General features: G+C 68.1%; 23 protein-coding genes. 13 read left to right on the top strand and 10 right to left on the bottom strand.

The annotated features are described in order from the left end of the window. Positions 1-109: 109 nt before the first annotated feature. The gene (locus J4E04_RS01140; protein ID WP_051613430.1) at positions 110-715 is read left to right on the top strand and encodes a TetR/AcrR family transcriptional regulator; all 606 of its coding nucleotides are present in this window, start codon (positions 110-112) and stop codon (positions 713-715) included. Further along, the gene (locus J4E04_RS01135; RefSeq protein WP_027506072.1) at positions 712-1,920 is read left to right on the top strand and encodes an acetyl-CoA C-acetyltransferase; all 1,209 of its coding nucleotides are present in this window, start codon (positions 712-714) and stop codon (positions 1,918-1,920) included. Before J4E04_RS01140 ends, J4E04_RS01135 begins: the two co-directional genes overlap by 4 nt. Positions 1,921-2,002: 82 nt before the next feature. Here the strand turns inward: J4E04_RS01135 and J4E04_RS01130 are convergent, their stop codons facing one another. Beyond that, the gene (locus tag J4E04_RS01130) at positions 2,003-3,190 is read right to left on the bottom strand and encodes a DUF8462 domain-containing protein (protein ID WP_027506071.1); all 1,188 of its coding nucleotides are present in this window, start codon (positions 3,188-3,190) and stop codon (positions 2,003-2,005) included. Between the two features lie 239 nt (positions 3,191-3,429). On the opposite strand from J4E04_RS01130, the gene J4E04_RS01125 reads away from it, so the two are divergent. Continuing rightward, complete coding sequence (locus tag J4E04_RS01125) at positions 3,430-3,906, top strand: alpha-isopropylmalate synthase regulatory domain-containing protein (protein WP_027506070.1); 477 nt, start codon at positions 3,430-3,432, stop codon at positions 3,904-3,906. Between the two features lie 18 nt (positions 3,907-3,924). Here the strand turns inward: J4E04_RS01125 and J4E04_RS01120 are convergent, their stop codons facing one another. Beyond that, entirely contained in the window at positions 3,925-4,404 is a 480-nt protein-coding gene (locus tag J4E04_RS01120) for a MarR family winged helix-turn-helix transcriptional regulator (RefSeq protein WP_235578860.1), read from the bottom strand. A 55-nt stretch (positions 4,405-4,459) separates the two neighbouring features. Between J4E04_RS01120 and J4E04_RS01115 the strand changes: the two genes are divergently transcribed. Next, positions 4,460-5,335, top strand: a complete 876-nt coding sequence (locus J4E04_RS01115) for an alpha/beta fold hydrolase (RefSeq protein ID WP_027506068.1) — start codon at positions 4,460-4,462, stop codon at positions 5,333-5,335. A gap of 23 nt (positions 5,336-5,358) precedes the next feature. Here the strand turns inward: J4E04_RS01115 and J4E04_RS01110 are convergent, their stop codons facing one another. Further along, positions 5,359-5,955, bottom strand: a complete 597-nt coding sequence (locus J4E04_RS01110) for an Rv1733c family protein (protein WP_490149725.1) — start codon at positions 5,953-5,955, stop codon at positions 5,359-5,361. 214 nt (positions 5,956-6,169) lie between these two features. Between J4E04_RS01110 and J4E04_RS01105 the strand changes: the two genes are divergently transcribed. Genes J4E04_RS01105 through J4E04_RS01095 form a run of 3 tightly spaced genes read left to right on the top strand, consistent with a single transcriptional unit; the run spans position 6,170 to position 9,092 of the window. After that, the gene (locus tag J4E04_RS01105) at positions 6,170-7,051 is read left to right on the top strand and encodes a metal-dependent hydrolase (RefSeq protein ID WP_027506066.1); all 882 of its coding nucleotides are present in this window, start codon (positions 6,170-6,172) and stop codon (positions 7,049-7,051) included. Next, positions 7,048-8,124 carry a PDR/VanB family oxidoreductase gene (locus J4E04_RS01100; RefSeq protein WP_490149724.1) on the top strand — a complete coding sequence of 359 codons (1,077 nt, stop codon included), beginning with the start codon at positions 7,048-7,050 and terminating at the stop codon, positions 8,122-8,124. Before J4E04_RS01105 ends, J4E04_RS01100 begins: the two co-directional genes overlap by 4 nt. Before the next feature lie 41 nt (positions 8,125-8,165). Beyond that, complete coding sequence (locus J4E04_RS01095; RefSeq protein ID WP_490149723.1) at positions 8,166-9,092, top strand: alpha/beta fold hydrolase; 927 nt, start codon at positions 8,166-8,168, stop codon at positions 9,090-9,092. On the opposite strand, the gene J4E04_RS01090 is transcribed toward J4E04_RS01095, so the two are convergent. Next, positions 9,074-9,454, bottom strand: a complete 381-nt coding sequence (locus J4E04_RS01090; RefSeq protein ID WP_056441019.1) for a YchJ family protein — start codon at positions 9,452-9,454, stop codon at positions 9,074-9,076. The two genes, J4E04_RS01095 and J4E04_RS01090, sit on opposite strands and share 19 nt — an antisense overlap. A gap of 11 nt (positions 9,455-9,465) precedes the next feature. Next, the gene (locus J4E04_RS01085; protein WP_027506062.1) at positions 9,466-10,065 is read right to left on the bottom strand and encodes a TetR/AcrR family transcriptional regulator; all 600 of its coding nucleotides are present in this window, start codon (positions 10,063-10,065) and stop codon (positions 9,466-9,468) included. Between the two features lie 172 nt (positions 10,066-10,237). Here J4E04_RS01085 and J4E04_RS01080 point away from each other — a divergent pair, with 172 nt between their 5' ends. Next, entirely contained in the window at positions 10,238-10,711 is a 474-nt protein-coding gene (locus J4E04_RS01080) for a hypothetical protein (RefSeq protein ID WP_490149722.1), read from the top strand. Here J4E04_RS01080 and J4E04_RS01075 read toward each other — a convergent pair. Then, positions 10,683-11,672 (bottom strand): malate dehydrogenase, encoded by a 990-nt coding sequence (locus tag J4E04_RS01075; protein WP_490149721.1) that lies wholly within the window; start codon positions 11,670-11,672, stop codon positions 10,683-10,685. The genes J4E04_RS01080 and J4E04_RS01075 overlap by 29 nt on opposite strands. Positions 11,673-11,860: 188 nt before the next feature. On the opposite strand from J4E04_RS01075, the gene J4E04_RS01070 reads away from it, so the two are divergent. Together J4E04_RS01070 and J4E04_RS01065 are read left to right on the top strand one after the other, a co-directional pair. Then, positions 11,861-12,559 (top strand): FadR/GntR family transcriptional regulator, encoded by a 699-nt coding sequence (locus J4E04_RS01070; RefSeq protein ID WP_027506059.1) that lies wholly within the window; start codon positions 11,861-11,863, stop codon positions 12,557-12,559. 286 nt (positions 12,560-12,845) lie between these two features. Beyond that, positions 12,846-14,279 carry a stealth family protein gene (locus tag J4E04_RS01065; RefSeq protein WP_373425307.1) on the top strand — a complete coding sequence of 478 codons (1,434 nt, stop codon included), beginning with the start codon at positions 12,846-12,848 and terminating at the stop codon, positions 14,277-14,279. A gap of 61 nt (positions 14,280-14,340) precedes the next feature. Here J4E04_RS01065 and J4E04_RS01060 read toward each other — a convergent pair whose 3' ends face one another. Next, positions 14,341-15,264: a phosphodiesterase gene (locus tag J4E04_RS01060; protein WP_222637894.1), complete on the bottom strand. Its 924-nt coding sequence runs from the start codon at positions 15,262-15,264 to the stop codon at positions 14,341-14,343. A 148-nt stretch (positions 15,265-15,412) separates the two neighbouring features. Here J4E04_RS01060 and J4E04_RS01055 point away from each other — a divergent pair, with 148 nt between their 5' ends. Continuing rightward, positions 15,413-15,622 (top strand): heavy-metal-associated domain-containing protein, encoded by a 210-nt coding sequence (locus J4E04_RS01055; RefSeq protein ID WP_490149720.1) that lies wholly within the window; start codon positions 15,413-15,415, stop codon positions 15,620-15,622. Then, positions 15,619-17,853, top strand: coding sequence for a heavy metal translocating P-type ATPase (locus tag J4E04_RS01050; RefSeq protein WP_490149719.1), 2,235 nt, complete (start codon positions 15,619-15,621; stop codon positions 17,851-17,853). Before J4E04_RS01055 ends, J4E04_RS01050 begins: the two co-directional genes overlap by 4 nt. Before the next feature lies 1 nt (position 17,854). On the opposite strand, the gene J4E04_RS01045 is transcribed toward J4E04_RS01050, so the two are convergent. Beyond that, complete coding sequence (locus J4E04_RS01045; protein WP_490149718.1) at positions 17,855-18,268, bottom strand: DoxX family protein; 414 nt, start codon at positions 18,266-18,268, stop codon at positions 17,855-17,857. Between the two features lie 91 nt (positions 18,269-18,359). Between J4E04_RS01045 and J4E04_RS01040 the strand changes: the two genes are divergently transcribed. After that, positions 18,360-19,340: a sigma-70 family RNA polymerase sigma factor gene (locus J4E04_RS01040; RefSeq protein ID WP_056441007.1), complete on the top strand. Its 981-nt coding sequence runs from the start codon at positions 18,360-18,362 to the stop codon at positions 19,338-19,340. Positions 19,341-19,361: 21 nt separating this feature from the next. Here the strand turns inward: J4E04_RS01040 and J4E04_RS01035 are convergent, their stop codons facing one another. After that, positions 19,362-19,787, bottom strand: a complete 426-nt coding sequence (locus tag J4E04_RS01035) for a VOC family protein (RefSeq protein ID WP_027506052.1) — start codon at positions 19,785-19,787, stop codon at positions 19,362-19,364. 107 nt (positions 19,788-19,894) lie between these two features. Further along, entirely contained in the window at positions 19,895-20,887 is a 993-nt protein-coding gene (locus J4E04_RS01030; protein ID WP_490149717.1) for an LLM class flavin-dependent oxidoreductase, read from the bottom strand. Between the last annotated feature and the right edge of the window lie 231 nt (positions 20,888-21,118).

Here is a 21,118-nt window from a genome sequence, read left to right as displayed (position 1 = left end):
TGGTCACTAACCGAATACGGTAAACTGGCTGCTCGCGACCGACGACAGGTGGGAGGCCCGGGTGGTGAACCGTATCGCGGCGGGCTCCGCGTCCACCGAACGTTCACGGATGAAGGCCGAGCGCCGCAGCGCACTGGTCGACGCCGCCGCCGTCCTCGTCGCGGAGCGCGGGTACCACGGTCTACGACTCGAGGACCTCGGCGCCGCGGTGGGGATCAGCGGTCCCGCCGTATATCGCCACTTTCCGAACAAGGAAGCCGTCCTCGTCGAACTGCTGGTGGGAATCTCCGAGTACCTTCACGCCGGTGGGGAAGAGGTCCTGGCGCGACGGTCGGCACCGCTGCCGACGCTGCACGAACTGGTCGCGTTCCACCTCGACTTCGCCATGACCTCGCCGCGCCTCATCGAGATCCAGTTCCGCGATCTCGCGAACCTGCCGACCGACGCCCAGCGTTCGGTGCGCTCGCTGCAGCGCCGCTACGTCGAGATCTGGGTCCGAACCCTGCGGGAACTCGACTCGGACTGCTCCGAGGACGACGCTCGCGTCCAGGCTCACGCGGCGTTCGGTCTGCTCAACTCCACTCCGCAGTCGATGGGCCGCGTGCCCGCGTCGCTGCTCCGACACCGTTTGTCCACCATGGCTCTGACCGCTCTGGGGATCGACCCCGCCGCATCCACCATCACATCTGCCCCCACCAGTGAGGAAACAGCATGACCGCACCTTCCGGCACCACGTCCGTCATCGTGGCCGGTGCCCGCACTCCCATCGGCCGTCTGCTCGGATCGCTGTCGACCCTCTCCGGCTCGGACCTCGGCGGCGTCGCCATCGCCGGCGCCCTGGAGAAGGCCGGGATCAGCGGTGACCAGGTCCAGTACGTCATCATGGGCCAGGTCCTCACGGCCGGCGCAGGCCAGATTCCCGCACGCCAGGCCGCCCACGCCGGCGGCATCCCCCTCAGCGTTCCTGCCCTGACCATCAACAAGGTGTGTCTGTCCGGTGTCGACGCCATCGCCCTCGCCGACCAGATGATCCGCGCCGGAGAGTTCGACATCGTCGTCGCCGGCGGCCAGGAATCGATGTCCCTCGCCCCGCACATGCTCGAGAAGAGCCGCAGCGGATTCAAGTACGGCGACGTCACCATGAAGGACCACATGGCCTACGACGGCCTGTACGACATCTTCACCGACCAGGCCATGGGCGCCCTCACCGAGGACCGCAACGCCGACACCCGTTTCGTCACCCGCGAGGAGCAGGACGCCTTCGCCGCCGCGTCGCACCAGCGCGCCGCCGCAGCCTGGAAGAACGGCGTCTTCGACGACGAGGTCGTTCCCGTCAGCATCCCGCAGCGCAAGGGTGATCCCGTCGTCGTCACCAGCGACGAGGGCATCCGCGCCGACACCACCAGCGAGAGCCTCGCCAAGCTCCGCCCGTCGTTCGACAAGAACGGCACCATCACCGCCGGCTCCGCCTCGCAGATCTCCGACGGCGCCGCCGCCGTCGTCGTCATGAGCCGCGCCAAGGCCGAGGAACTCGGACTGACCTGGCTCGCCGAGATCGGCGCCCACGGCGTCGTCGCCGGACCCGACTCCTCGCTGCAGTCCCAGCCCGCCAACGCCATCACCACCGCCTGCGCCAAGGAGGGCATCGCCCCGACCGACCTCGACCTCGTCGAGATCAACGAGGCGTTCGCCGCCGTCGGCATCGTCTCCACCCGCGAACTGGGCATCGACCCCGAGAAGGTCAACGTCAACGGCGGCGCCATCGCCATCGGTCACCCCCTCGGCGCGTCCGGCGCCCGCATCGCCCTGCACCTCGCACTGGAGCTGCAGCGACGCGGCGGCGGAGTCGGCGCCGCAGCACTGTGCGGCGGCGGCGGACAGGGCGACGCCCTCATCCTGCGGGTTCCCGCAGCCGAGTAGCCGGCGCACACCTTCCAGCCACCCACACCCCGAGCGGCCTGCTGCAAGGGGTGTCGACACGCCGAAAGCGTGCAGCTCGGCGCTAGTCGGCCTGCGCCCTCAGGTACCGCCCGAAGTGGGGGACGGTGAAGCCGATCGACCCACGCTCGGCGGAGTAGATCAGTCCCTTCTTGATCAACCCGTCGCGTGCGGGGGACAGCGACGCCGGTTTCCGGCCGAGTTCCACGGCGATCTTCGACGTGGAGACGGGACCGTCGTCGCCGGACAGGTCGGCCATCGCTCGCATGTACTCGCGTTCGGCGGGAGTTGCTCTCTCGTAACGGGATCCGAAGAACCCGACGGCCAGCTCGTCCTCGGCCGTCGGTGCTGCGACCCGCACGTCGTGGACCGTGATCGGGCTGTCCGCGGCCAGATCCCACGTCGCCTTGCCGTACGCCTGAACGAAGTAGGGGTACCCGTCCGCGGCCTCGTACAGCGCGTCGAGTGCCTCGCTCGTGTACTCGACGTCCTCCCGCTCGGCCGGTGCGATGAGGGCGCGGTCCGCCGAAGCGCGGTCCAGGCGGTCGATGCGGTGGTAGCTGAACAGGCGCTCGGAGTAGCTCTTCGACGCGGACAGCACCGCAGGCAGGTGGGGAAGACCGGCGCCGACGACGATCAGCGGCGCCGCGTCCTGGCTCAGTTCGTGGCACGCGCCGCAGATCGCGGAGATGTCCTCCGCCGCGAGATCCTGCATCTCGTCGATGAAGATGGCGATACCGACGCCGACGTCCCGAGCCAGCGACGCGGCGTCGAGCAGCAGTTCGACCAGGTCGATCTCGATGTCACCGGTGTCCGCGCGCCCCTTGAGAGCGGGCGCGTCGATGCCGGGCTGCCACTTGTCCCGCATGCCCTTGTCTGCGGACGCACGAAGAGCGAAGGACTTCAGCACACCGAGGAACTGGTCCACGCGTTCGGGATCGCGATGCGCCACCGCGATCTCCCGAACTGCCATGTGCAGCGCCGACGACAGCGGTCGCCGCAGGTCCTGGTCGGGGCGGGCCTCGATCTTCCCGGTTCCCCACTTCCGCGAGATCGCCGCTGATCGCAGGTGGTTCAGCAGCACCGTCTTGCCGACGCCGCGCAACCCGGTGAGCACGACACTGCGTTCGGGCCGACCGCGCGCGATGCGCTCGAGCACCACGTCGAACGCGTCGAGTTGCTTGGACCTGCCGGCGAGCTCGGGTGGCCGCTGGCCGGCGCCGGGTGCGTACGGATTGCGAACGGGGTCCATGGCGTGACGGTAGCAACGTCGGTAGCGTTCTCTGCCCTTCTCTAGCGCGTGTCCTAGAACCGAACAGAGAGCAATCGAGAACCGGACCATTGCCTGTGACGCCGCGACGCAGCTACTCTGGGGCCATGTCGCGCATTCTCGTAGTTCACCGCAGCGGGGTCTGATCTCGGACCGACCCCCCGCTGCGGGTCGAACGAGCGCCCGTCGGTCCTTCCTCTCACCGGAAAGACCCCAGCGACATGAGCACCAGCGCACATTCCCTCACCGAACACTTCTCACACAGTTCCGCTGCCATTCACGCCTCGTCGGCTCTGCCGCACGGGTTGCGCGCGGAGGCTGACGGCATGTCCTTCGCGGAGTTCGTCCACACCTACTCGCCCACCTCGGGCCCCATCCGGCTCGGTTCCGCAGAGTGCGCGCCGAAGGGTGCGGGCAGGTTCGAGTTCACGGCCACCCTCGCCATCGGCGACACCATCCGCAGTTCGTCGATCGTCTGCCACGGGCCCGCCGAGGCCATGACGTCGATGCTCTACGACGCCGGCGTCAACCTCGAGATCTTGTCGTTCCACCAGCAGATCACCGAGACGGGATACGTCACCTACATCCGCGGACAGCAGGATCACCGCACCGCGTGGGCCATGGGGACGGGCTCGGATCCGACAGAGTCGACCGCCAAAGCCCTTGTCGCTGCAGCTAATCGGATGCAGAACCAGTAGTCGGCGATAACACGGCTCTCACGAGCCCGGCGCAGTCGATCTGATGGCGGCCAGCATCGCGGACTGATACCGACGGATGGTTGCTCGGTCGTCGTCCGACAACTCGGAGAGTTGCGTGGCCGCCCTGAGGATCAGCGGGCCGAAGAATTCTGTGCCCAGTCGCTCTGCCTTGTCGGTGACCCTCAGGGCCACCTTGCGGCGGTCACCGACGACCGACTGCCGTTCGACGTGGCCGGCGAGTTCGAGCCTGTCGACGAGTGCCGTCGCGGTCGCCGAGGTGATTCCCAGCTGCGTCCGCAGCCAGGACGGAGTAGCCGTTCGACCGGCACGAGCAGCATCGAGAAGAACGATCAATGCCCGCACGTCGGTGCTGTGCATGCGGTGCTTCTCGGCGAATCCCGCACCCAGCAGATCGAGCTCGACGACGAGCGCACGCAGGCCGTGCACCAGGTCCATGACGTCCGTGTCCACCGAAGGGGTTGCATCGACTTCGTCCACGGCATCAGTATGTCACCTATCGTATTACTCGACCATCGAGACAACGGGGTGCCGCATGACAGACGCGATGCAGACGTTCCATCGATCGCCCGAGGGGCGGGAGTTCGCTGCGGCCTACGACCGCGTACTCGGGACGTGGCCGGCGGAAACGACCACGACGATGGTGCCGACACGATTCGGCGACACCCATGTCACCTCGGCCGGTCCCACCGACGGTCGCCCTGTCGTACTGCTCCCCGGATCCGGGGCTACCTCGATGGCCTGGACTGGCCAGGCGACCGAACTGAGTCGTCGCCACCGAGTGGTCGCGGTGGACATTCTCGGTGACGTGGGGCGATCGGTTCCGGCGGGTGAACCCGCGAGGAACGTCGACGACCTCATGCTGTGGTTGGACGATGTGTTCGCCGGGTCGGCACTGCGGCGACCGTCGATTCTCGCTCACTCGTACGGCGCGATGATCGCTCTGGCGTTCGCTCTCCGTCGGCCGGCCGACGTCGACCGCCTCGTCCTGCTCGATCCGAATTCGTGCTTCGCCGGCATGCGCGCCGCCTACCTGGCTCATGCGTTACCGCTCCTGCTGCGACCGTCGGAAGAGCGACAGAGACGATTCACGGCGTGGGAGACGGGCGACGCAGTTCTCGACGCCGACCTGTCCCGACTGTCCGAACTCGGAACAGCCCATCACCCTCGTCGTCGGCCCATCGTTCCGAGGCGGCCGAGTTCTTCGGCGCTGCACTCGCTCCAGGCGACCACGACGGTCGTTCTCGCCGGGTCCAGCCGGATTCACGACAGTGCTGCGGTGCGAGATCGCATCCAGAAGAACTGGCCGTCGATCAGTACCCGAATCCTCGACGGCGCCACCCATCACACGTTCCCGGACTCACCGAGAGCAGAACTCGGCGTCGCGATTCACGACGCTCTGACGAGGTAGCGACAGCCGTCTGCACACGTCCGTCAGGACAGGAATCGCGCGATCGCGTCGTCCCACTCCCGGTCCCGACGACGGTCGTAGACGCGGGCGAAGACGCTGCGCACGATCACGAGCACGATCGCCACGAGCGCGAGAAGTGCTGCAGCGCCGAAGATGCTGACCACCACGACGTCGACCCCGGTGGGCGGGGGTGCGATGCGACGACCGTCCGCGTCGACGGTGATGGTCACCTCGGTACCCGACGGACTCTGCGCCGCAACAGGAACCGGCCCGACGTGCTTCACGCCGTCGGAGGACCAGGTCGCGGGAGCCAACACGGTGGGAGTGACCGCCGCGAATTCGTCCGACGCCACCGGCGCCACGGCGTCCGCGGTGGTCGTGGCGAGCACCGACGAGGACGACGTCACGGCGTCGGCCGCCATGGTCTGCTGATCGTGGTAGAGGCTGACGCCCATCACGGCGACGAACGGGACGGCGAGCAGGAACAGCGTCACGAGAAGACGGTGCAGTCGAGCCTCCGCGCGGTCGACGCCTCGAACGAGCGGGTTGCGCGGTGTGCGCGCCACGGGCCGCCGAGTGTCGTCGGTCCCGCGCTCCGCCCTCTTGGAATTGTCCGCCATCGTCTCGTGTCCTGCCTGCGTCACGGACCCCGTGCGCCGTGACGGCGGCGGGTGTCCTGCTGTCCGACCTTCTGTCCAGCGTCCGCGCAGCGTGTGACCTCGGCAAGGTCGTTCGCGTCACGTCACATGTGTTCTCGCTTACCCGAGGTGCTTTACTGTTACCAGTTGTCATACTAAGATTTGTGTGAACGAAGCCACACCGGAAGGACCCGACATGACCGCCGATGCCGACAATCTCGTGCTGCAGGCGCGCGACGTGCACTTCGACTGGGACGACCTGCCGATGCACTGGATCCCGGGTGAGCCGTTCTCCACACACGCGCTCAACGTGCTGCACCTGCTCCTCCCCGCCGGGGAGGAATGGTTCGTCGAGACGTTCCGCCAGGCGCTCCCGTTCATCGAGGACGAGAAGCTCCGCGAGGACGTCATCGGGTTCATCGGCCAGGAGGCCATGCACTCGTCGGCGCACTCCGGTGTCCTCGAGCACCTGCAGCGCAGCGGACTCGATCCGACGCCGTTCACCGACCAGATGAACTGGGTCTTCGGCAAGGTCATCGGCCCTCGACCCATCACCAGCAGCCGCGAGAAGAACTACCTCGTCGAGCGCCTGGCGATCATCGCGGCCATCGAGCACATCACCGCGTTTCTCGGCGACTGGGTGCTGAACGCCGAGGGGCTCGACCGCGCCAACATCCACCCGACTATGCTCGACCTGCTGCGATGGCACGGGTCCGAGGAGGTCGAGCACCGCTCTGTCGCCTACGAGACGATGCGCTACTTCGATCGCCGCGAGGTCCGACGCCTTCGCACCCAGGCACTCGCGGCACCGCTGCTGGTCTACCTGTGGATCCGCGGAACCCGCTTCCTCATGCAGAACGATCCGCTTCTCGCCGACGGACCGGCGTCCCGGCGCCGTCCCACGCCACTCGCCTGGCGCCGCGCGGCGAAGAAGGGCACCGTGCCGGGGCCTGTCGATCTCGGCCTGCGGCTCTCGCGCTACTTCCGTCGCAGCTACCACCCCAGCCAGGAGGGCTCGACGGCGCAGGCCGTCGCCTATCTGGCCTCCTCGCCCGCGGCGCGGGCAGCGTCGCGATGATCGACGCACCACGCGACCTCCGCGGACGACCTCGGGGCGACCGGGCCCTCGGCCTGATCGGCCTGGTCGTCGGCAATTACCTCGGTGCGATGTCGCGTGTCCCCTACGACCCTCGGGTGGCCCTGCGTCCCCCGGACACCGCGGCCACACTGACGGTCGCGAGTGTCACGCCGGTGACCAGCGACGGCGATGTCGCGCAGATCGATCTCGTCGACGCGGGCGGATCGTCCCTGCCGGCCTGGCAGCCGGGCTGCCACATCGACGTGCACCTGGAGGGTGACGCGACGTCGGGACCGCTCCGGCGGCAGTACTCGCTGTGCGGCGACCCCGACGACACGACGCGGTACCGCATCGCCGTCCGACGCATCGGCACCGTCTCGGAGCGGATGCACGCCCTGCGCCCCGGCGACACGGTGACGGTGCGCGGTCCCCGCAACGCCTTCCTGTTCGCGCAGGAACGCTCGGTGCACTTCGTCGCCGGCGGCATCGGCATCACCCCGATCCTGCCGATGGTCCGCGCCGCTCGCGATCTCGGCCTGGACTGGACCTTCGTCTACTGCGGACGCTCCCGCGAGAGCATGCCCTTTCTCGACGAGATCGAGAGCTGGAATTCGCCGCGTGTCGCCGTCCGCACCGACGTCGAGGACGGACTGCCCACTGTCACGGACCTTCTGGGTCCGGCCGCCCGTGGCGGCGCGGTGTACTGCTGTGGACCGACGCCGATGCTGAACACCGTGCGCACGTCGTTCGCGGGCTGCGGCGCGTCTGCTCTGCACTTCGAACGTTTCGGGGCCCCACCCGTGGTGGGCGGTCGGCCGTTCACGGTCACTCTCGCGAGAAGCGGTCGCACGCTGACAGTTCCCGCCGACAGGTCTGCACTGTCCGTCATCGTGGACGAGGACCCGACAGTCGCGTACTCGTGTCGCCAAGGCTTCTGCGGCACCTGCAAGGTGCGTGTTCTCGCGGGGACGCCCGAGCACCGCGAGACTCGACTGAGTCCCACCGAGCAGCAGGAACACATGCTGCCGTGCGTGTCTCGGGCAGACTCCGACCACCTCACGCTCGACGTCTGATGTCCCCCGCACACCCCACGTCCACCGATTCCGGAGCGTCCATGACCGTCACCCGCCCGTTCGAGTCCGAGCGTTCCACCGTGCGGAACGGTGACGTCGAGCTCGCCGTGTACACCGCCGGCGTGTCCGACGGCCCCACTCTCGTGCTGGTGCACGGGTGGCCGGACAATCACACCCTCTGGAACCACGTCGTCGGACTTCTCGCCGACCGCTACCGCGTCGTCACCTACGACTCACGCGGCGCCGGTGACTCCACGGTCCCCGCACGGACCCGCGGGTACCGACTCGACGCGATGGCCTCCGATCTGCGAGCGGTGATCGACGCGGTCAGTCCCGACGCCCCGGTCCACGTGCTCGGTCACGACTGGGGCGCGGTGGAGGCCTGGGAGCTCGTCGCCGAAGCCGATGCGCCGCGCCGCATCTCGTCCTACACGTCCGTGTCGGGACCCAACCTCGACCACCTCGCACTGTGGGCCCGCTCGCGGCTCCGTAGGCCCACACCGCGCAACCTGGCACAGGTGTTCGCCCAGACGCGAGCGTCCTGGTACACGGTCACCTTCCACGTCCCGCCGTTGGCTCGGGTGCGGATGTACCGCATGAAGCGCAAGGGCTGGACCCAGTTCATCGGCGAGTTCTCCGACGTCCCCGCCGCGATGGTGGAGGAGTCACCGACACTTCTCGACGACGCGTGGAACGGCCTGCGCATCTATCGAGCAAATCTTCTGCCGCGCTTCACCTCTCCGCGGCGTCGCTACGTCACCGTGCCCGTGCATCTGATCGTCAACACCCGTGACGCGGCGGTGCGTCCGTTCCACTACGAGGACACGCCGCGCTGGGTGGCCGACCTGTCGCGAACCGATCTCGATGCAGGACACTGGTCGCCGCTGTCGCATCCGTGGGACATCGCGCGCATCACGTCCGAGTTCGTCGACGGCATCGAGTCGCGGCGTCAGACCGCGTCGACGTAGACCCAGGCTCCATCGACGCGGGAGAACGTGCTGTTCTCCCGCTGCGAACCCGGTCGCCGGGCACCCGCGTCACGGAAGTGAGCCACGAACTCGACCGTGCCCGTGGTGTGCAGCATGCCGCCTCCGGTGGTGCCCAGGATCTCGAGCCCGGTCCACCGGCGGCGGTCGTCGAGGTCGAGCGCCGACGGTCGAGTATCGGGATGCCATGTGCGCAGCAGATACTCGGCGTCGAGCACCGTGAAGGCGGTGTACCGCGAGCGCATGAGCCGCTCGGCGGTCGGCGCACCGATCCGTCCCTCGAGCAAGGGTCCACAGCACTCGGACATCGGTAGGGGAGTGCCGCACGGGCAGGTGTCGGGCATGGCTGTAGACCCTACGGCCCTCGCAGCGAGTCGAGATGTGCCGCCAGCTCCGCCTCGGCCCACGCGCGGTTCTCGTCGTGTGGCGCGTGGACCAGGTGCAGCGCGAGTCCGTCCAGGAATGCATGAAGTCGACGCGCCTCGTCGGGTACCCGGTCGGACAGTGACGCGTAGTCGGTGTCGTTCTCGGCGAGTAGGTTCACCAGTCGCCTGCACCCCGCGGCCAGGTACTGGTGCGCCCGGTCGTAGGCGACGCGCATCGCGGCGTTCGTGAAGGCGAGAGCGCCCAGCGACATCTGCACCTCCATCTCGAGGCGACTCTCGTCGGTGAGCGGCAACAACTCTCGCAGGCTCGCCTCGCAGTACTCGCGGGGTGACAGCTGCGGGTCGATGCGCTCCAGGCGTTCGACGACGCGTTCGGCTGCGTGTTCGAGGCAGAACGCTCGCAGGTCGTCCTGAGTGGGAAAGGAGCGACGGAGGGAGGCCGTCGCCAGCCCGGCCTCCTCGGCCACGTTGCGCACCGACAGATCGAGCAGGCCGTCTCGACCGATGATGCGCCAGGCGGCGTCGGCGACGTCGCGTCGCCGCTGGTCGTGATCGATCAGTTTCGGCACTCCCTGAATGTACACAGTTGTGCTACTTTGTTGTGAACACGATCGTACCAACAAGGAGCGCTCATGGTTCTGGCAGTCATCGTCGCGTGCGAGATCGGATTCTGGGTGGCCATCGCCGCCGGCCTCACGCTCCGGTACGGCGCACGGCGCACGGCGACCTCGTGCCGGTGCCGTGGTTCTGGCCTGCGCCCCGGTCGTCGATCTCGTCCTGCTCTGCGCCACCGTCATCGACCTGCGGTCGGGCAGTACCGCCACGTGGCATCACGCGCTGGCCGCTGCCTACATCGGCTTCTCGATCGCGTACGGACACCGCATGATTCGCTGGGCAGACGTGCGAGTGGCCCACCACTTCCGCGGCGGGCCCGCGCCGGTTCGTCTCCACGGCGCTGCCTATGCGAGAGCGTGCTGGGCGGACGTGGTCAGAACCCTGATCGCCGTGGCCGTCACCGTCGGGCTGCTCGCCGGCCTCGTCGCGCTGGTCGGGTCTCCCGAGCGAACCGAGGCGCTGACGGCCTTCATGCCCGTACCCCTCGTCGTGCTCGCCGTCTACGTCGTCGCCGCGATCACCTACACGGTGTGGCCACGACAGCCTCGACGGCGGGACATGGACGGTCGAGTCAGTTCGGCAGCATCCCGAGTCTCGTGACAGCCTCGCGCTCGGCCTGCAGTTCCGCGACGGATGCGTCGATACGGCGCCGGGAGAACTCGCCGATCTCGAGGCCCTCCACGATCTGCCAGGCGCCGCCGGAGGACCGCACGGGGAACGAGGACACCAGTCCCTCGGGCACGCCGTACGCACCCGTCGACGGGAGTGCGACGGATGTCCAGTCGTCGGCAGGAGTGCCCAGGACCCAGTCGCGCACATGATCGATGGTGGCGTTCGCCGCGGAGGCAGCGGACGACGCACCGCGCGCCTCGATGATCGCGGTACCGCGGCGCGCCACCGTCGGCACGAAGACGTCCTCGAGCCAGGTGGTGTCCGCGGCGAACTCGGCGCCCGACCGGTCACCGACCCGCGCGTGGAAGATGTCCGGGTACTGCGTGGCGGAATGGTTGCCCCAGATGCTGACCCGCGAGATGTCACCCACCGGGACGTCCGCACGAGCGGACAGTTGCGCGACGGCGCGGTTGTGATCGAGCCGGGTCAGCGCGGTGAACCTGTCTGCGGGGATGCTGGGTGCGTGCGCCGCGGCGATGGCCGCGTTGGTGTTGGCGGGATTGCCCACGACGACCACCCGGATGTCGGACGCGGCGCCCGCCTCGAGAGCGGCGCCCTGCGACCCGAAGATCGACCCGTTGGCCTCGAGCAGGTCGGCGCGCTCCATCCCCGCGGTACGAGGGCGAGCCCCGATCAGCAACGCGACGTTCGCGCCGTCGAAGGCGTCGACCGGATCGTCGTGGATCTCCACCGACCGCAGCAGGGGGAACGCACTGTCGTGCAGTTCCATGGCCGTGCCCTCGGCTGCGCGCAGTGCCGGCGGGATCTCGAGAAGCCGCAGCGTGACGGACGTGTCCGGACCGAGCATCGCACCCGATGCGATGCGGAACAGTGCCGCGTAGCCGATGCTGCCGGCCGCGCCTGTGACGGTGACGATGCTGTGCGCCATGTGAACTCCTTCGTTCCCCTCGACCGTAGATCCGGCAGTCGACCGAGTGCACAGATGTGTGTCGGACTGCACCCGATCACCGTTCCATCGGGCTCTCTCTCGATCTCTAGCGCTGAGACTAGAACCGCGAATATCGTCCTGTGCACGTCCGATTTGCCTGACCACCATTCCTCGTTCACAGTGACGCCATGACCCTGTCGGACAGTTGGGCCAGCAAACAGGCCACAGTGACGCGCGTGGGGGCGGCCGAGGCCGTCCTGCGCGAGCTGCGTTCGGCGATCGAGAGCGGCGAACTCGAGGTCGGCACCAAGCTCCCGTCCGAGGCCGCTCTCGCGACGCGCTTCGGCGTGAGCCGGTCGGTGGTCCGCGAGGCACTGCGCTCGACCACGGCTCTCGGACTGACGGAGACGCACACCGGCAAGGGAACGTTCGTCCTGGCGAAGACCGTCGAGACCGACAGAGTCTTCGGCAACCATTCCGTCGAGTCCCTGCGCGAGGCCCGCCCGCACATCGAGATTCCTGCCGCCGCACTCGCTGCCGAACGGCGGACACCGGAGCAGATGGACGCGATCCGCAGCCTGTTGAATCGGATGATCGCCGAGAACGATCCCAAGGAGTGGGTCCGTCTCGACGCGGAGTTCCATCTGCTCATCGCGACCGCGAGCGGCAACGACGTCTTCGCCGCCGTCATCACCGAGATCCGCGAGGCCCTGTCGCAGCAGTCCGAGATGGTGAACCTGCTGCCCGACCGTCGGCACCGGTCCAACGTCGAGCACGAGAGCATCGTCGACGCCATCGACTCGGGGTCCGGCGAGGCCGCGTCCGAGGCGATGAGCCGACACCTGACGCACGTGCAGGACGCACTCGGCCAGCTTCGCGGCCGATGACTCCCGTGGTCCGGACCCACCCTCGGCATCACTTAGAATGAGCAGGTCACAGCGCCGTACAGGCTCGCCCACCAGCACGTCGGGAAGGTCCACCATCACACAGCCGCCAGCCCTGCAGAACGTCGAGACGCCCGATGTCTACCTCGTCCCGCCCGACAGCGGCGAGATAGAGCGGGCGCGCGTCGCGTCCGCGGCGTCCCGACACCGGTTGACCGAGCGCTCCGACATCGTGTGGGTCAAGGACAAGTTCGCACTGTCCATCACCACCACGACGCCCCACGAGGCGATGGTGGAGGACCTCCTGTTCGTCCGCGATGTGCTGGACGCGACCGCGATCGAGTACCTGCTCGTCCGCGGCAACGACGAGCGGCCCGTCATCGCCATCGACAGGCACGACAGGCCGACGTTGCGCGACGCCCTGGTCGCGGCCTGCGCGGACGAGCCGTTCTACTCCAAGCCGATGGACGTCAAGGGATCCCCGGCCCTGCTCATCGCGGACGGACTCCTGGCGTCGGCCACGCAGGCGCGGATCTTCCGGTTGTTCCGCCCTCGTGCGCACCGCCCGAGCGGGCTCTTCTACGGATCCGGCAAGGGCATCCAGATCGAACTGTGGGAGTTCTCGGACGACACGATCGTTCTCCCCGTCGAGAACTCGCTGACCCGACGCACCATCCGTCAGGACGAGGCGGTGCGTGGCACGGTCGAGCGCTTCGGCCGACACTGGCCGACCATCGAGAACATGTTCGCCGACCACGCGTCGGACATCGACTTCGACATCGACCTGATCTTCTCCTGGGTCGACGGCACCGACGTGGAGTGGCAGGCGGAACGCGCGGCGATGCTGCGTGAGGTCGTCGTGGGCGAGGGCGACGATCACGAGGCCCGCTTCCGCCAGATCGACGAACTCAAGTACGCCCTGCGCTCGGTACACCTGTACGCGCCGTGGATCCGGCGCATCTTCGTCGTCACCGACTCACCGAAGCCGGGGTGGCTCGACGACCATCCCGACGTCACGTTCGTGCGCAGCGAGGAGTTCTTCACCGACACCTCCGTGCTGCCCACCTACAACTCGCAGGCCGTGGAATGCCAGCTCCACCACATCGACGGTCTCGCCGAGCACTTCCTGTACTCGAACGACGACATGTTCTTCGGCCGCCCGGTCGGTCCCCAGATGTTCTTCTCACCCGGCGGCATCAGCATGTTCGTCGAGGCGGGAACCCGGATCGGACTGGGCGCCAACGACGAGCAGCGCAGCGGATTCGAGAACGCCGCGCGGGTCAACCGTCGCCTGCTCCACGACCGCTTCGGTCGCATCACCACGCGCCACCTCGAGCACGCTCCCGTGCCGCTCCGGCGCAGTGTGATGTTCGAGCTCGAGAAGGAGTTCCCCGACGAGTTCGCGGCCACGGCCGCCAGTCGATTCCGCGCGAGCTCCAACATCTCGGTGACCAACTCGCTGTACCACTACTACGCCCTGCTCACCGGCCGCGCCGTGGTGCAGACGCAGGCCTCGGTCAAGTACGTCGACACGACGATGCGCAGTGGACTGCGGGACATGGACCGCCTGCTCGCGAAGCGGTCGATGGACTTCTTCTGCCTCAACGACGGCAGCTTCCCCGAGATCGACGCCGACGAGCGCGCAGCGGCGGTGACGACGTTCCTGAGCACCTACTTCCCGGTGCCGGCGCCCTGGGAACACGCCGTCACACCGGTCGGCTGATCGCCACAGCTACGACTGCCGGCTGATCGCCACAGCTACGACTGCCGGCTGATCGCCACAGCTACGACTGCCGGCTGATCGCCTTCTGGGGAGCGTCGGCGATGACGACGCCGGCATCGTGCAGGCGCTGGGCGGCCTCGTCGGCCGACACGTAGGTGCCGACGGTGTCGCCCGTCCCGATGGGCACCACCGAGTGGACCACCGTGTCCTGGTACAGATGCACCAGGTTGTAGGCCTGCGCCCCGTCGCGCCCGCGTTGCGCACCCACCGGGACGTTGAGGTCCTGGGTGTAGCAGGTTGCCGACGCCACCGACACCGGGATTCCGGCGAAGGTCGCGGACGTGGAGTAGTGCAGGTGTCCCGCGAGGATCGCCCGCACGTCGCTGCCCGCGAGCACCTCCGCGAGCGAGTCCTGGTCGCGGAGTTCCACCAACACCGCGAGATCTTGCACGCAGGGAACCGGCGGATGGTGCAGCGCGAGCACTGTGCCGTCCGGCGCCGGCATCGCCAGTTCTGCTGCGAGCCACCGCAACTGTTCCTCGGAGATCTGGCCGTAATGGTGGCCGGGGACGGTCGAGTCCAACGTGATGACTCGCAGTCCACCGATGTCGTAGACCCTGTCCACGGGCTCGGTCGAGCCGCGCTCGTCGAGCAGGCCGCGACGGAACGCCGCTCGGTCGTCGTGGTTGCCCATCGCCCAGATCACCTCGGACCCCAGGGCTGCGGCGACCGGATCGACCAGCGCGCGCAACGAGTCGTATGCGTCGGGCTCGCCCTTGTCCGCGAGATCACCCGTGAACACCAGAGCCTCCGGCCGGGCACCCGTCGCCTCGAGCTCCGCGAAGATCTGGCGAAGACGCGCCTCGCTGTCGACCGCGTCGTACAACTCGCCGGCGCCGACCAGGTGCGTGTCACTGATGTGCAGGAGGAAATGGTCCGGCCGTGGATGCTCGGCGGTGCGCCAGGTCTGCTCGACTGGCTCCATGAGTTCTCGCTTCCCAGTGCTCCCGGATCGGAGCTCGGTCACCCTGTGTGTACCGGGCTCGTCCACCCTAACCACAGGAGGTGTCGAGCCGCCGAACGCCGGGCGACACGGGGTTGACGGCATACCGTAGGGGGGTATGGTAGTTCTCATGACCACGAAGACTGTCACCGTCGTCGGAATGACCTGCCAGCACTGCGTCTCAGCGGTGACGGAGGAGGTGAGCGCCCTGCAGGGAGTCACCTCGGTCCGCGTCGACCTCGAGTCCGGACGCGTCGATGTCGAGTCCGACACACCTGTCGACGACGCTGCCCTCGCAGCCGCGGTGGACGAGGCCGGGTACGAGCTGGCTCAGCCGTGACCACCGGGGAGAAGGCCGCGAACATCCAGCTCGACATCGGCGGCATGACCTGCGCGTCGTGCGCCAACCGCATCGAGAAGAAGCTCAACCGCCTCGACGGTGTGACCGCGACGGTCAACTACGCCACCGAGAAGGCGAGCATCGCCACGGACGCGACCGTCGAGACCGGGGACCTCATCGGCACCGTCGAGAAGGCCGGCTACACCGCGACCGTGCACGAACCCCACCGACCGGCCGGCCCTCCCGCAGCCGAGTCCGATGCCGCCGCAGCCGAGTCCGATCCCCTGCGCACGCGTCTGCTCGTGTCGACGCTGCTGTCCGTTCCCGTCATCGCGATGGCGATGATCCCGCCGCTGCAGTTCGACAACTGGCAGTGGCTCTCGCTCACCCTCGCCGCGCCCGTCGTCGTGTGGGGCGGGCTGCCGTTCCACCGCGCCGCCCTCACCACCGCGCGGCACGGTGCGACCACTATGGACACCCTCGTGTCGGTGGGCACGCTGGCCGCCTTCGGCTGGTCGCTGTACGCACTGTTCTTCGGTCATGCGGGCATGCCCGGCATGCGCCACGCCTTCGAGTTGACCGTCTCGCGGGGCGACGGCAGCGCGAACATCTATCTCGAGGCTGCGGCCGGCGTCACGACGTTCCTGCTCGCGGGTCGGTATCTGGAAGCGCGGTCCAAGCGCAGCGCCGGCGCCGCCCTGCGTGCGTTGCTCGAGGTCGGCTCCAGGAACGCGACCGTGCTGCGCAGCGGCAGTGAGGTCAGCGTGCCCGCCGACGAGCTCGTGGTCGGAGACCGCATCGTCGTCAGACCGGGCGAGAAGATCGCCGCCGACGGCACCGTCGAGAGCGGCACGTCCGCCGTCGACGCGTCGATGATCTCCGGTGAGTCCATCCCCGTGGAGGTCGGTCCGGGCGCCACGGTCACGGGCGGGACCGTCAACGTGGGTGGCGCGCTCACCGTCGTCGCCGACCGCGTGGGCGCGGACACGCAGCTCGCGCGCATGGCCCGCATCGTGGAGGACGCGCAGAACGGCAAGGCCGAGGCGCAGCGCCTGGCCGACCGCATCTCGGGCGTCTTCGTTCCCGTCGTCATCGGTCTCGCCCTGGCCACCCTGCTGGGCTGGGTTCTCGTCAGCGGCAGCTGGTCCGCCGCGTTCACCGCATCCGTCGCGGTCCTCATCATCGCGTGCCCATGCGCACTGGGCCTGGCCACTCCGACAGCCCTGATGGTGGGCACCGGACGCGGCGCCCAACTCGGCGTCCTCATCAAGGGACCCGAGGTGCTCGAGCGCACCCGCCGCGTGAACACGATCGTGCTGGACAAGACCGGCACCATCACCAGCGGTGTCATGAGCGTGCAGTCCGTCGTGGGAGACGCTCGCGACGACGCGCTGCGGTTCGCCGCGGCGGCGGAGTCCGGTTCCGAGCACCCGGTCGCCCGCGCGATCGTCGACGCGTACCGGACCGCGCACGGAGAGCCCGTCGCCGCCACCGACTTCACCACCACGGCGGGACGCGGTGTCACCGCGACGGTCGACGGCCACCGCGTGGTCGTCGGACGCCCCGGCCTGGTGGGCGGCGCACTGCCCAGTGCTCTGCAGACGGCCTTCGAGGACGCCGAGGCCACCGGGGCCACCGCGGTGGTCGTCGGGTGGGACGACGAGGCCCGCGCCGTCATCGCGGTCTCCGACACCGTGAAGGAGACGTCCGCGCAGGCGGTCTCGGAGCTCCGCGCACTGGGTCTCGACCCGATCATGCTCACCGGTGACAACGAGTCCGCAGCCCGCACGGTGGCCGCCTCGGTCGGTATCGACACCGTCATCGCCGGTGTGCTGCCGGAGCAGAAGGTGGACGCGATCCGCGAGCTGCAGGCGTCGGGCAAGGTCGTCGCCATGGTCGGTGACGGCGTCAACGATGCTGCGGCACTGGCGACGTCGGACCTCGGACTCTCGATGGGCACGGGCACCGACGTCGCGATCGAGGCCGGCGACCTCACGCTGGTGCGGGGAGATCTGCGCGTCGCGGTCGACGCGGTGCGCCTCTCGCGCGCGACCCTCCGCACCATCAAGGTCAATCTCTTCTGGGCCTTCGCCTACAACGTCGCGGCGATCCCGCTCGCGGCCGCCGGACTGCTCAACCCCATGCTGGCCGGTGCCGCGATGGCGCTGTCGTCGGTCTTCGTCGTCACCAACAGCCTGCGGCTCCGATCCTTCCGGTCCTCGGTGGTGTGACTCAGCCTGCGAGCAGGGCTCGGACTCGGCCGTCACGCAGCCAGAGTCCGAGCCACGCGGCGATGCCGACGTAGATCGCGAAGAACACCGTGCTGACGAGTGGCTGGTCGGTGCGCCAGTTCGTGATCACCGCTCCACCGAGGTAGCCGGTCAACAGGACGGCACCCAGCGGCGCGGTCCGCGGAAAGACGTACAGGGTCACGATCACGAGGCAGACGACGCCGATCTTCGGGGCCATGTCGACGGGGAGTCCGAGTTCGGCGGACGCGTCCTTCACGACGTCCAGGTTCAGCAGATGGATCACGGCGTCGAACAGCATGAAGACGACCACCAGCGCGCTGACGATCCATCCTGCTCGAACGGCTCCGCGGGACGGTGCGGTGGTGGTGGTGGCGCGGGTGAGGTGTGTGGTCATGTGACTGTCGACCGCGTACGCCACGGAAACTCATCACGAAGCCCCGAAATTTTCCTCGGCGAGTCGTCCATGCGAGGACTATCCTCCTCGCATGACTGCGACGCAGGAGCTCGGCAACGACTTCATGACTCTCGCGGAACCGTACCGCCGCGAGCTCCTCGCGCACTGTTACCGCATGACCGGATCCATCCACGACGCGGAGGATCTGGTGCAGGACACCCTGGTCCGAGGGTGGAAGGGGTACGCGAACTTCAAGGGCGACTCGTCGCTGCGCACGTGGCTCTACCGCATCGCCACGAACACCTGCCTCACCTCGCTCGAGGGCCGCAAGCGCCGACCGATGCCGTCGGGGCTGGGTACGCCGTCGTCCGATCCGTCGGACGAGCTGGTCGAGCGCCACGAGATCGCGTGGCTCGAGCCGGCGCCGCCGTTCGGCGATCCGGTGGACGACGACCCGGCATCGCTGATCGGCTCGCGTGAATCGGTGCGGCTCGCGTTCGTGGCCGCGTTGCAGCATCTGTCCGCGCGGCAGCGAGCCGTCCTCGTACTCCGAGAGGTGTTGCAGTGGAAGGCGTCCGAGGTGGCCGAACTGCTCGGCACCTCCACTGCTGCAGTCAACAGCCTGCTGCAACGTGCGCGCGGCCAGATCGAGGCGATCATGCCCGACGAGAACTCCGTGTCCGAGCCGGAGTCGCCGGAGACGCGAGAGTTGCTGCGACGCTACGTCGAGGGATTCGAGACGTACGACATCGACGGCATCGTGAAACTTTTCGCCGCAGAGGCTGTCTGGGAGATGCCGCCGTTCACCGGGTGGTACCGCGGCCCGGCCGACATCGGCGCCCTCATCTCGACGAAGTGTCCCGCGACCGGCCCCGAGTCGATGCGGATGATGGCGACCACCGCCAACGGGCAGCCGGCCTTCGGCCTCTACATGCTCGGAGAGGACGGGGTGCACCGCCCGTTCCAGCTGCACGTCCTCGAGATCATCGACGCCCGCGTCGCGCATGTGGCGTGCTTCTTCGATCTCACGCTGTTCGATCGGTTCGGACTGCCACCGGTGTACCCGGGCTGAGCCCGGGTCACCTGCCGCGGCTCACATGTCGGGAGGCGTGGCCTCGCCCGAGGCGACGGCCGGGTCCATCCAGGTCACTTCCCACACGTGACCGTCGAGGTCGCGGAACGACCGCCCGTACATGAAGCCGTGGTCCTGCGGATCCATCCAGTCACTGCCGCCCGCGGCGAGCGCCGCGTCGGCCATGGCGTCGACGGCCTCCTTGCTGTCGGCCGACACGGCCAACAGCATCTCGCGCGAGGTGGAGAGGTCCGCGACGTCGTCGCGGATGAAATCCTTGAAGCGCGGGACGTTCAGCAGCATCACGACGGCCTGCTCGTTGACGATCAGGCACGCGGTGTTCTCGTCGCTGAAGGTGTCGTTGAAAGAGAATCCCAGCGACGTGAAGAACGCGCGGCTCGCGGCGACGTCCTGGACGAAGGTGTTGACGAAGATCATGCCGGACATGGTGTCTCCTGGTGTGGTGTCGTCGGCCCCGGCGTCAGGGCCACTCACCACTACCGACACCGCCCGGGCGGAAAAGTCATCGCGCGGGCGGCGTCGGTCGTGCGGCGTCAGGCCGCGGTGGCGTGCAGGTGCTGCTCGGCGAGCAGGCGGTAGGAGAGCAGTCGCTCGTCGGTGTCGTCGATACCGCTGGCGACGATGACCTCGTCGGCCCGGGCGTGCGCGGCGAAACGATCGATGTAGTCCGACGCCTCCGCCGGCGTTCCGACGGCCGAGTACTTCACCATTCCCTGAATCTGTCGGCCAGCGGGCGAGTCCATGATCATGTCGACCTCCTCCTCGGAGAAGGAACGGCCGCGTCCCACCATCTGCACCACCCGGCGCCGCAGACCGGCCGTGAACAGCTCGTGCGCGCGAGCGGACGTCGGTGCGACCGTCGCGTTGACGGCGGCGATGACGTAGGGCTCGGCGAGCTGTGCGGACGGCTGGAACGTGTCCCGATAGACGGCCACGGCCTCCTCGAGCGAGTCGGGAGAGAAGTGCGACGCGTTGGCATACGGAAGGCCGAGATGTGCTGCGAGGTGCGCACCGAAGAGCGAGGATCCCAGAATGTAGAGCGGCACATCGGTTCCCGCGCCCGGCACTGCCTGCACTCCCGGAACCCGACTCGAACCCGACAGGTAGCCCTGGAGTTCGAGAACGTCCTGCGGGAAGGAATCGGCCGACGACGGGTCACGGCGCAGAGCACGCATGGTGGTCTGATCGGATCCCGGCGCTCTGCCGAGACCGAGATCGATACGGTCCGGATGGAGTGTGGCCAGCGTTCCGAATTGCTCGGCAATGGTCAGCGGAGAATGGTTAGGCAACATCACTCCACCCGATCCGAGGCGAATGGACGAGGTGTGCGCGGCCACGTGTGCGATGAGGACCGACGTCGCCGAGGACGCGATGGAGGGCATGTTGTGGTGCTCCGCGTACCAGACTCGCCGATATCCGCTCTCCTCCGCGAGGCGGGCCAACGCGACACTGGCATCGAAACTGCTTCGAGGAGTTTCACCCTCGCCGACCTGTGCGAGATCGAGTACGGACAGTGGTACGGCCACGTGCGTTCACCCTTTCGAGAAAAAGAAGACTTCTCAGGTGCGAACGCCCGCCCGGCGGAGAATATTTCCCGAGCCGCGTGACCTCGAACGACCGAACCGTGCGGTATCGAAGGACCGGCACGAGTACACGACATCGAACCGGAATTGGCGGTGACTCGCTAATCGGGCTTCGAGATGGATAAACTCTGGCGGAAGAACCGCGATGGTGGTCGGACCCACGAGTCGACGACG

The organism is Rhodococcus sp. NFXS4, assembly GCF_058139645.1.
The sequence above is the reverse complement of the archived record's forward strand: the minus strand, read 5'-3'. Positions and strand labels throughout refer to the sequence as shown.

Excerpts from the sequence above, each read along its gene's own strand:
- J4E04_RS01090 (WP_056441019.1), bottom strand. The coding sequence starts at position 9,454 with ATGCCCGACACCTGCCCGTGCGGCACTCCCCTACCGATGTCCGAGTGC.
- J4E04_RS01115 (WP_027506068.1), top strand. The coding sequence starts at position 4,460 with ATGACAGACGCGATGCAGACGTTCCATCGATCGCCCGAGGGGCGGGAG.
- J4E04_RS01070 (WP_027506059.1), top strand. The coding sequence starts at position 11,861 with ATGACCCTGTCGGACAGTTGGGCCAGCAAACAGGCCACAGTGACGCGC.
- J4E04_RS01055 (WP_490149720.1), top strand. The coding sequence starts at position 15,413 with ATGACCACGAAGACTGTCACCGTCGTCGGAATGACCTGCCAGCACTGC.
- J4E04_RS01125 (WP_027506070.1), top strand. The coding sequence starts at position 3,430 with ATGAGCACCAGCGCACATTCCCTCACCGAACACTTCTCACACAGTTCC.
- J4E04_RS01060 (WP_222637894.1), bottom strand. The coding sequence starts at position 15,264 with ATGGAGCCAGTCGAGCAGACCTGGCGCACCGCCGAGCATCCACGGCCG.
- J4E04_RS01045 (WP_490149718.1), bottom strand. The coding sequence starts at position 18,268 with ATGACCACACACCTCACCCGCGCCACCACCACCACCGCACCGTCCCGC.
- J4E04_RS01105 (WP_027506066.1), top strand. The coding sequence starts at position 6,170 with ATGACCGCCGATGCCGACAATCTCGTGCTGCAGGCGCGCGACGTGCAC.
- J4E04_RS01065 (WP_373425307.1), top strand. The coding sequence starts at position 12,846 with ATGGTGGAGGACCTCCTGTTCGTCCGCGATGTGCTGGACGCGACCGCG.
- J4E04_RS01110 (WP_490149725.1), bottom strand. The coding sequence starts at position 5,955 with ATGGCGGACAATTCCAAGAGGGCGGAGCGCGGGACCGACGACACTCGG.
- J4E04_RS01040 (WP_056441007.1), top strand. The coding sequence starts at position 18,360 with ATGACTGCGACGCAGGAGCTCGGCAACGACTTCATGACTCTCGCGGAA.
- J4E04_RS01075 (WP_490149721.1), bottom strand. The coding sequence starts at position 11,672 with ATGGCGCACAGCATCGTCACCGTCACAGGCGCGGCCGGCAGCATCGGC.
- J4E04_RS01130 (WP_027506071.1), bottom strand. The coding sequence starts at position 3,190 with ATGGACCCCGTTCGCAATCCGTACGCACCCGGCGCCGGCCAGCGGCCA.
- J4E04_RS01100 (WP_490149724.1), top strand. The coding sequence starts at position 7,048 with ATGATCGACGCACCACGCGACCTCCGCGGACGACCTCGGGGCGACCGG.
- J4E04_RS01035 (WP_027506052.1), bottom strand. The coding sequence starts at position 19,787 with ATGTCCGGCATGATCTTCGTCAACACCTTCGTCCAGGACGTCGCCGCG.
- J4E04_RS01095 (WP_490149723.1), top strand. The coding sequence starts at position 8,166 with ATGACCGTCACCCGCCCGTTCGAGTCCGAGCGTTCCACCGTGCGGAAC.
- J4E04_RS01140 (WP_051613430.1), top strand. The coding sequence starts at position 110 with ATGAAGGCCGAGCGCCGCAGCGCACTGGTCGACGCCGCCGCCGTCCTC.
- J4E04_RS01135 (WP_027506072.1), top strand. The coding sequence starts at position 712 with ATGACCGCACCTTCCGGCACCACGTCCGTCATCGTGGCCGGTGCCCGC.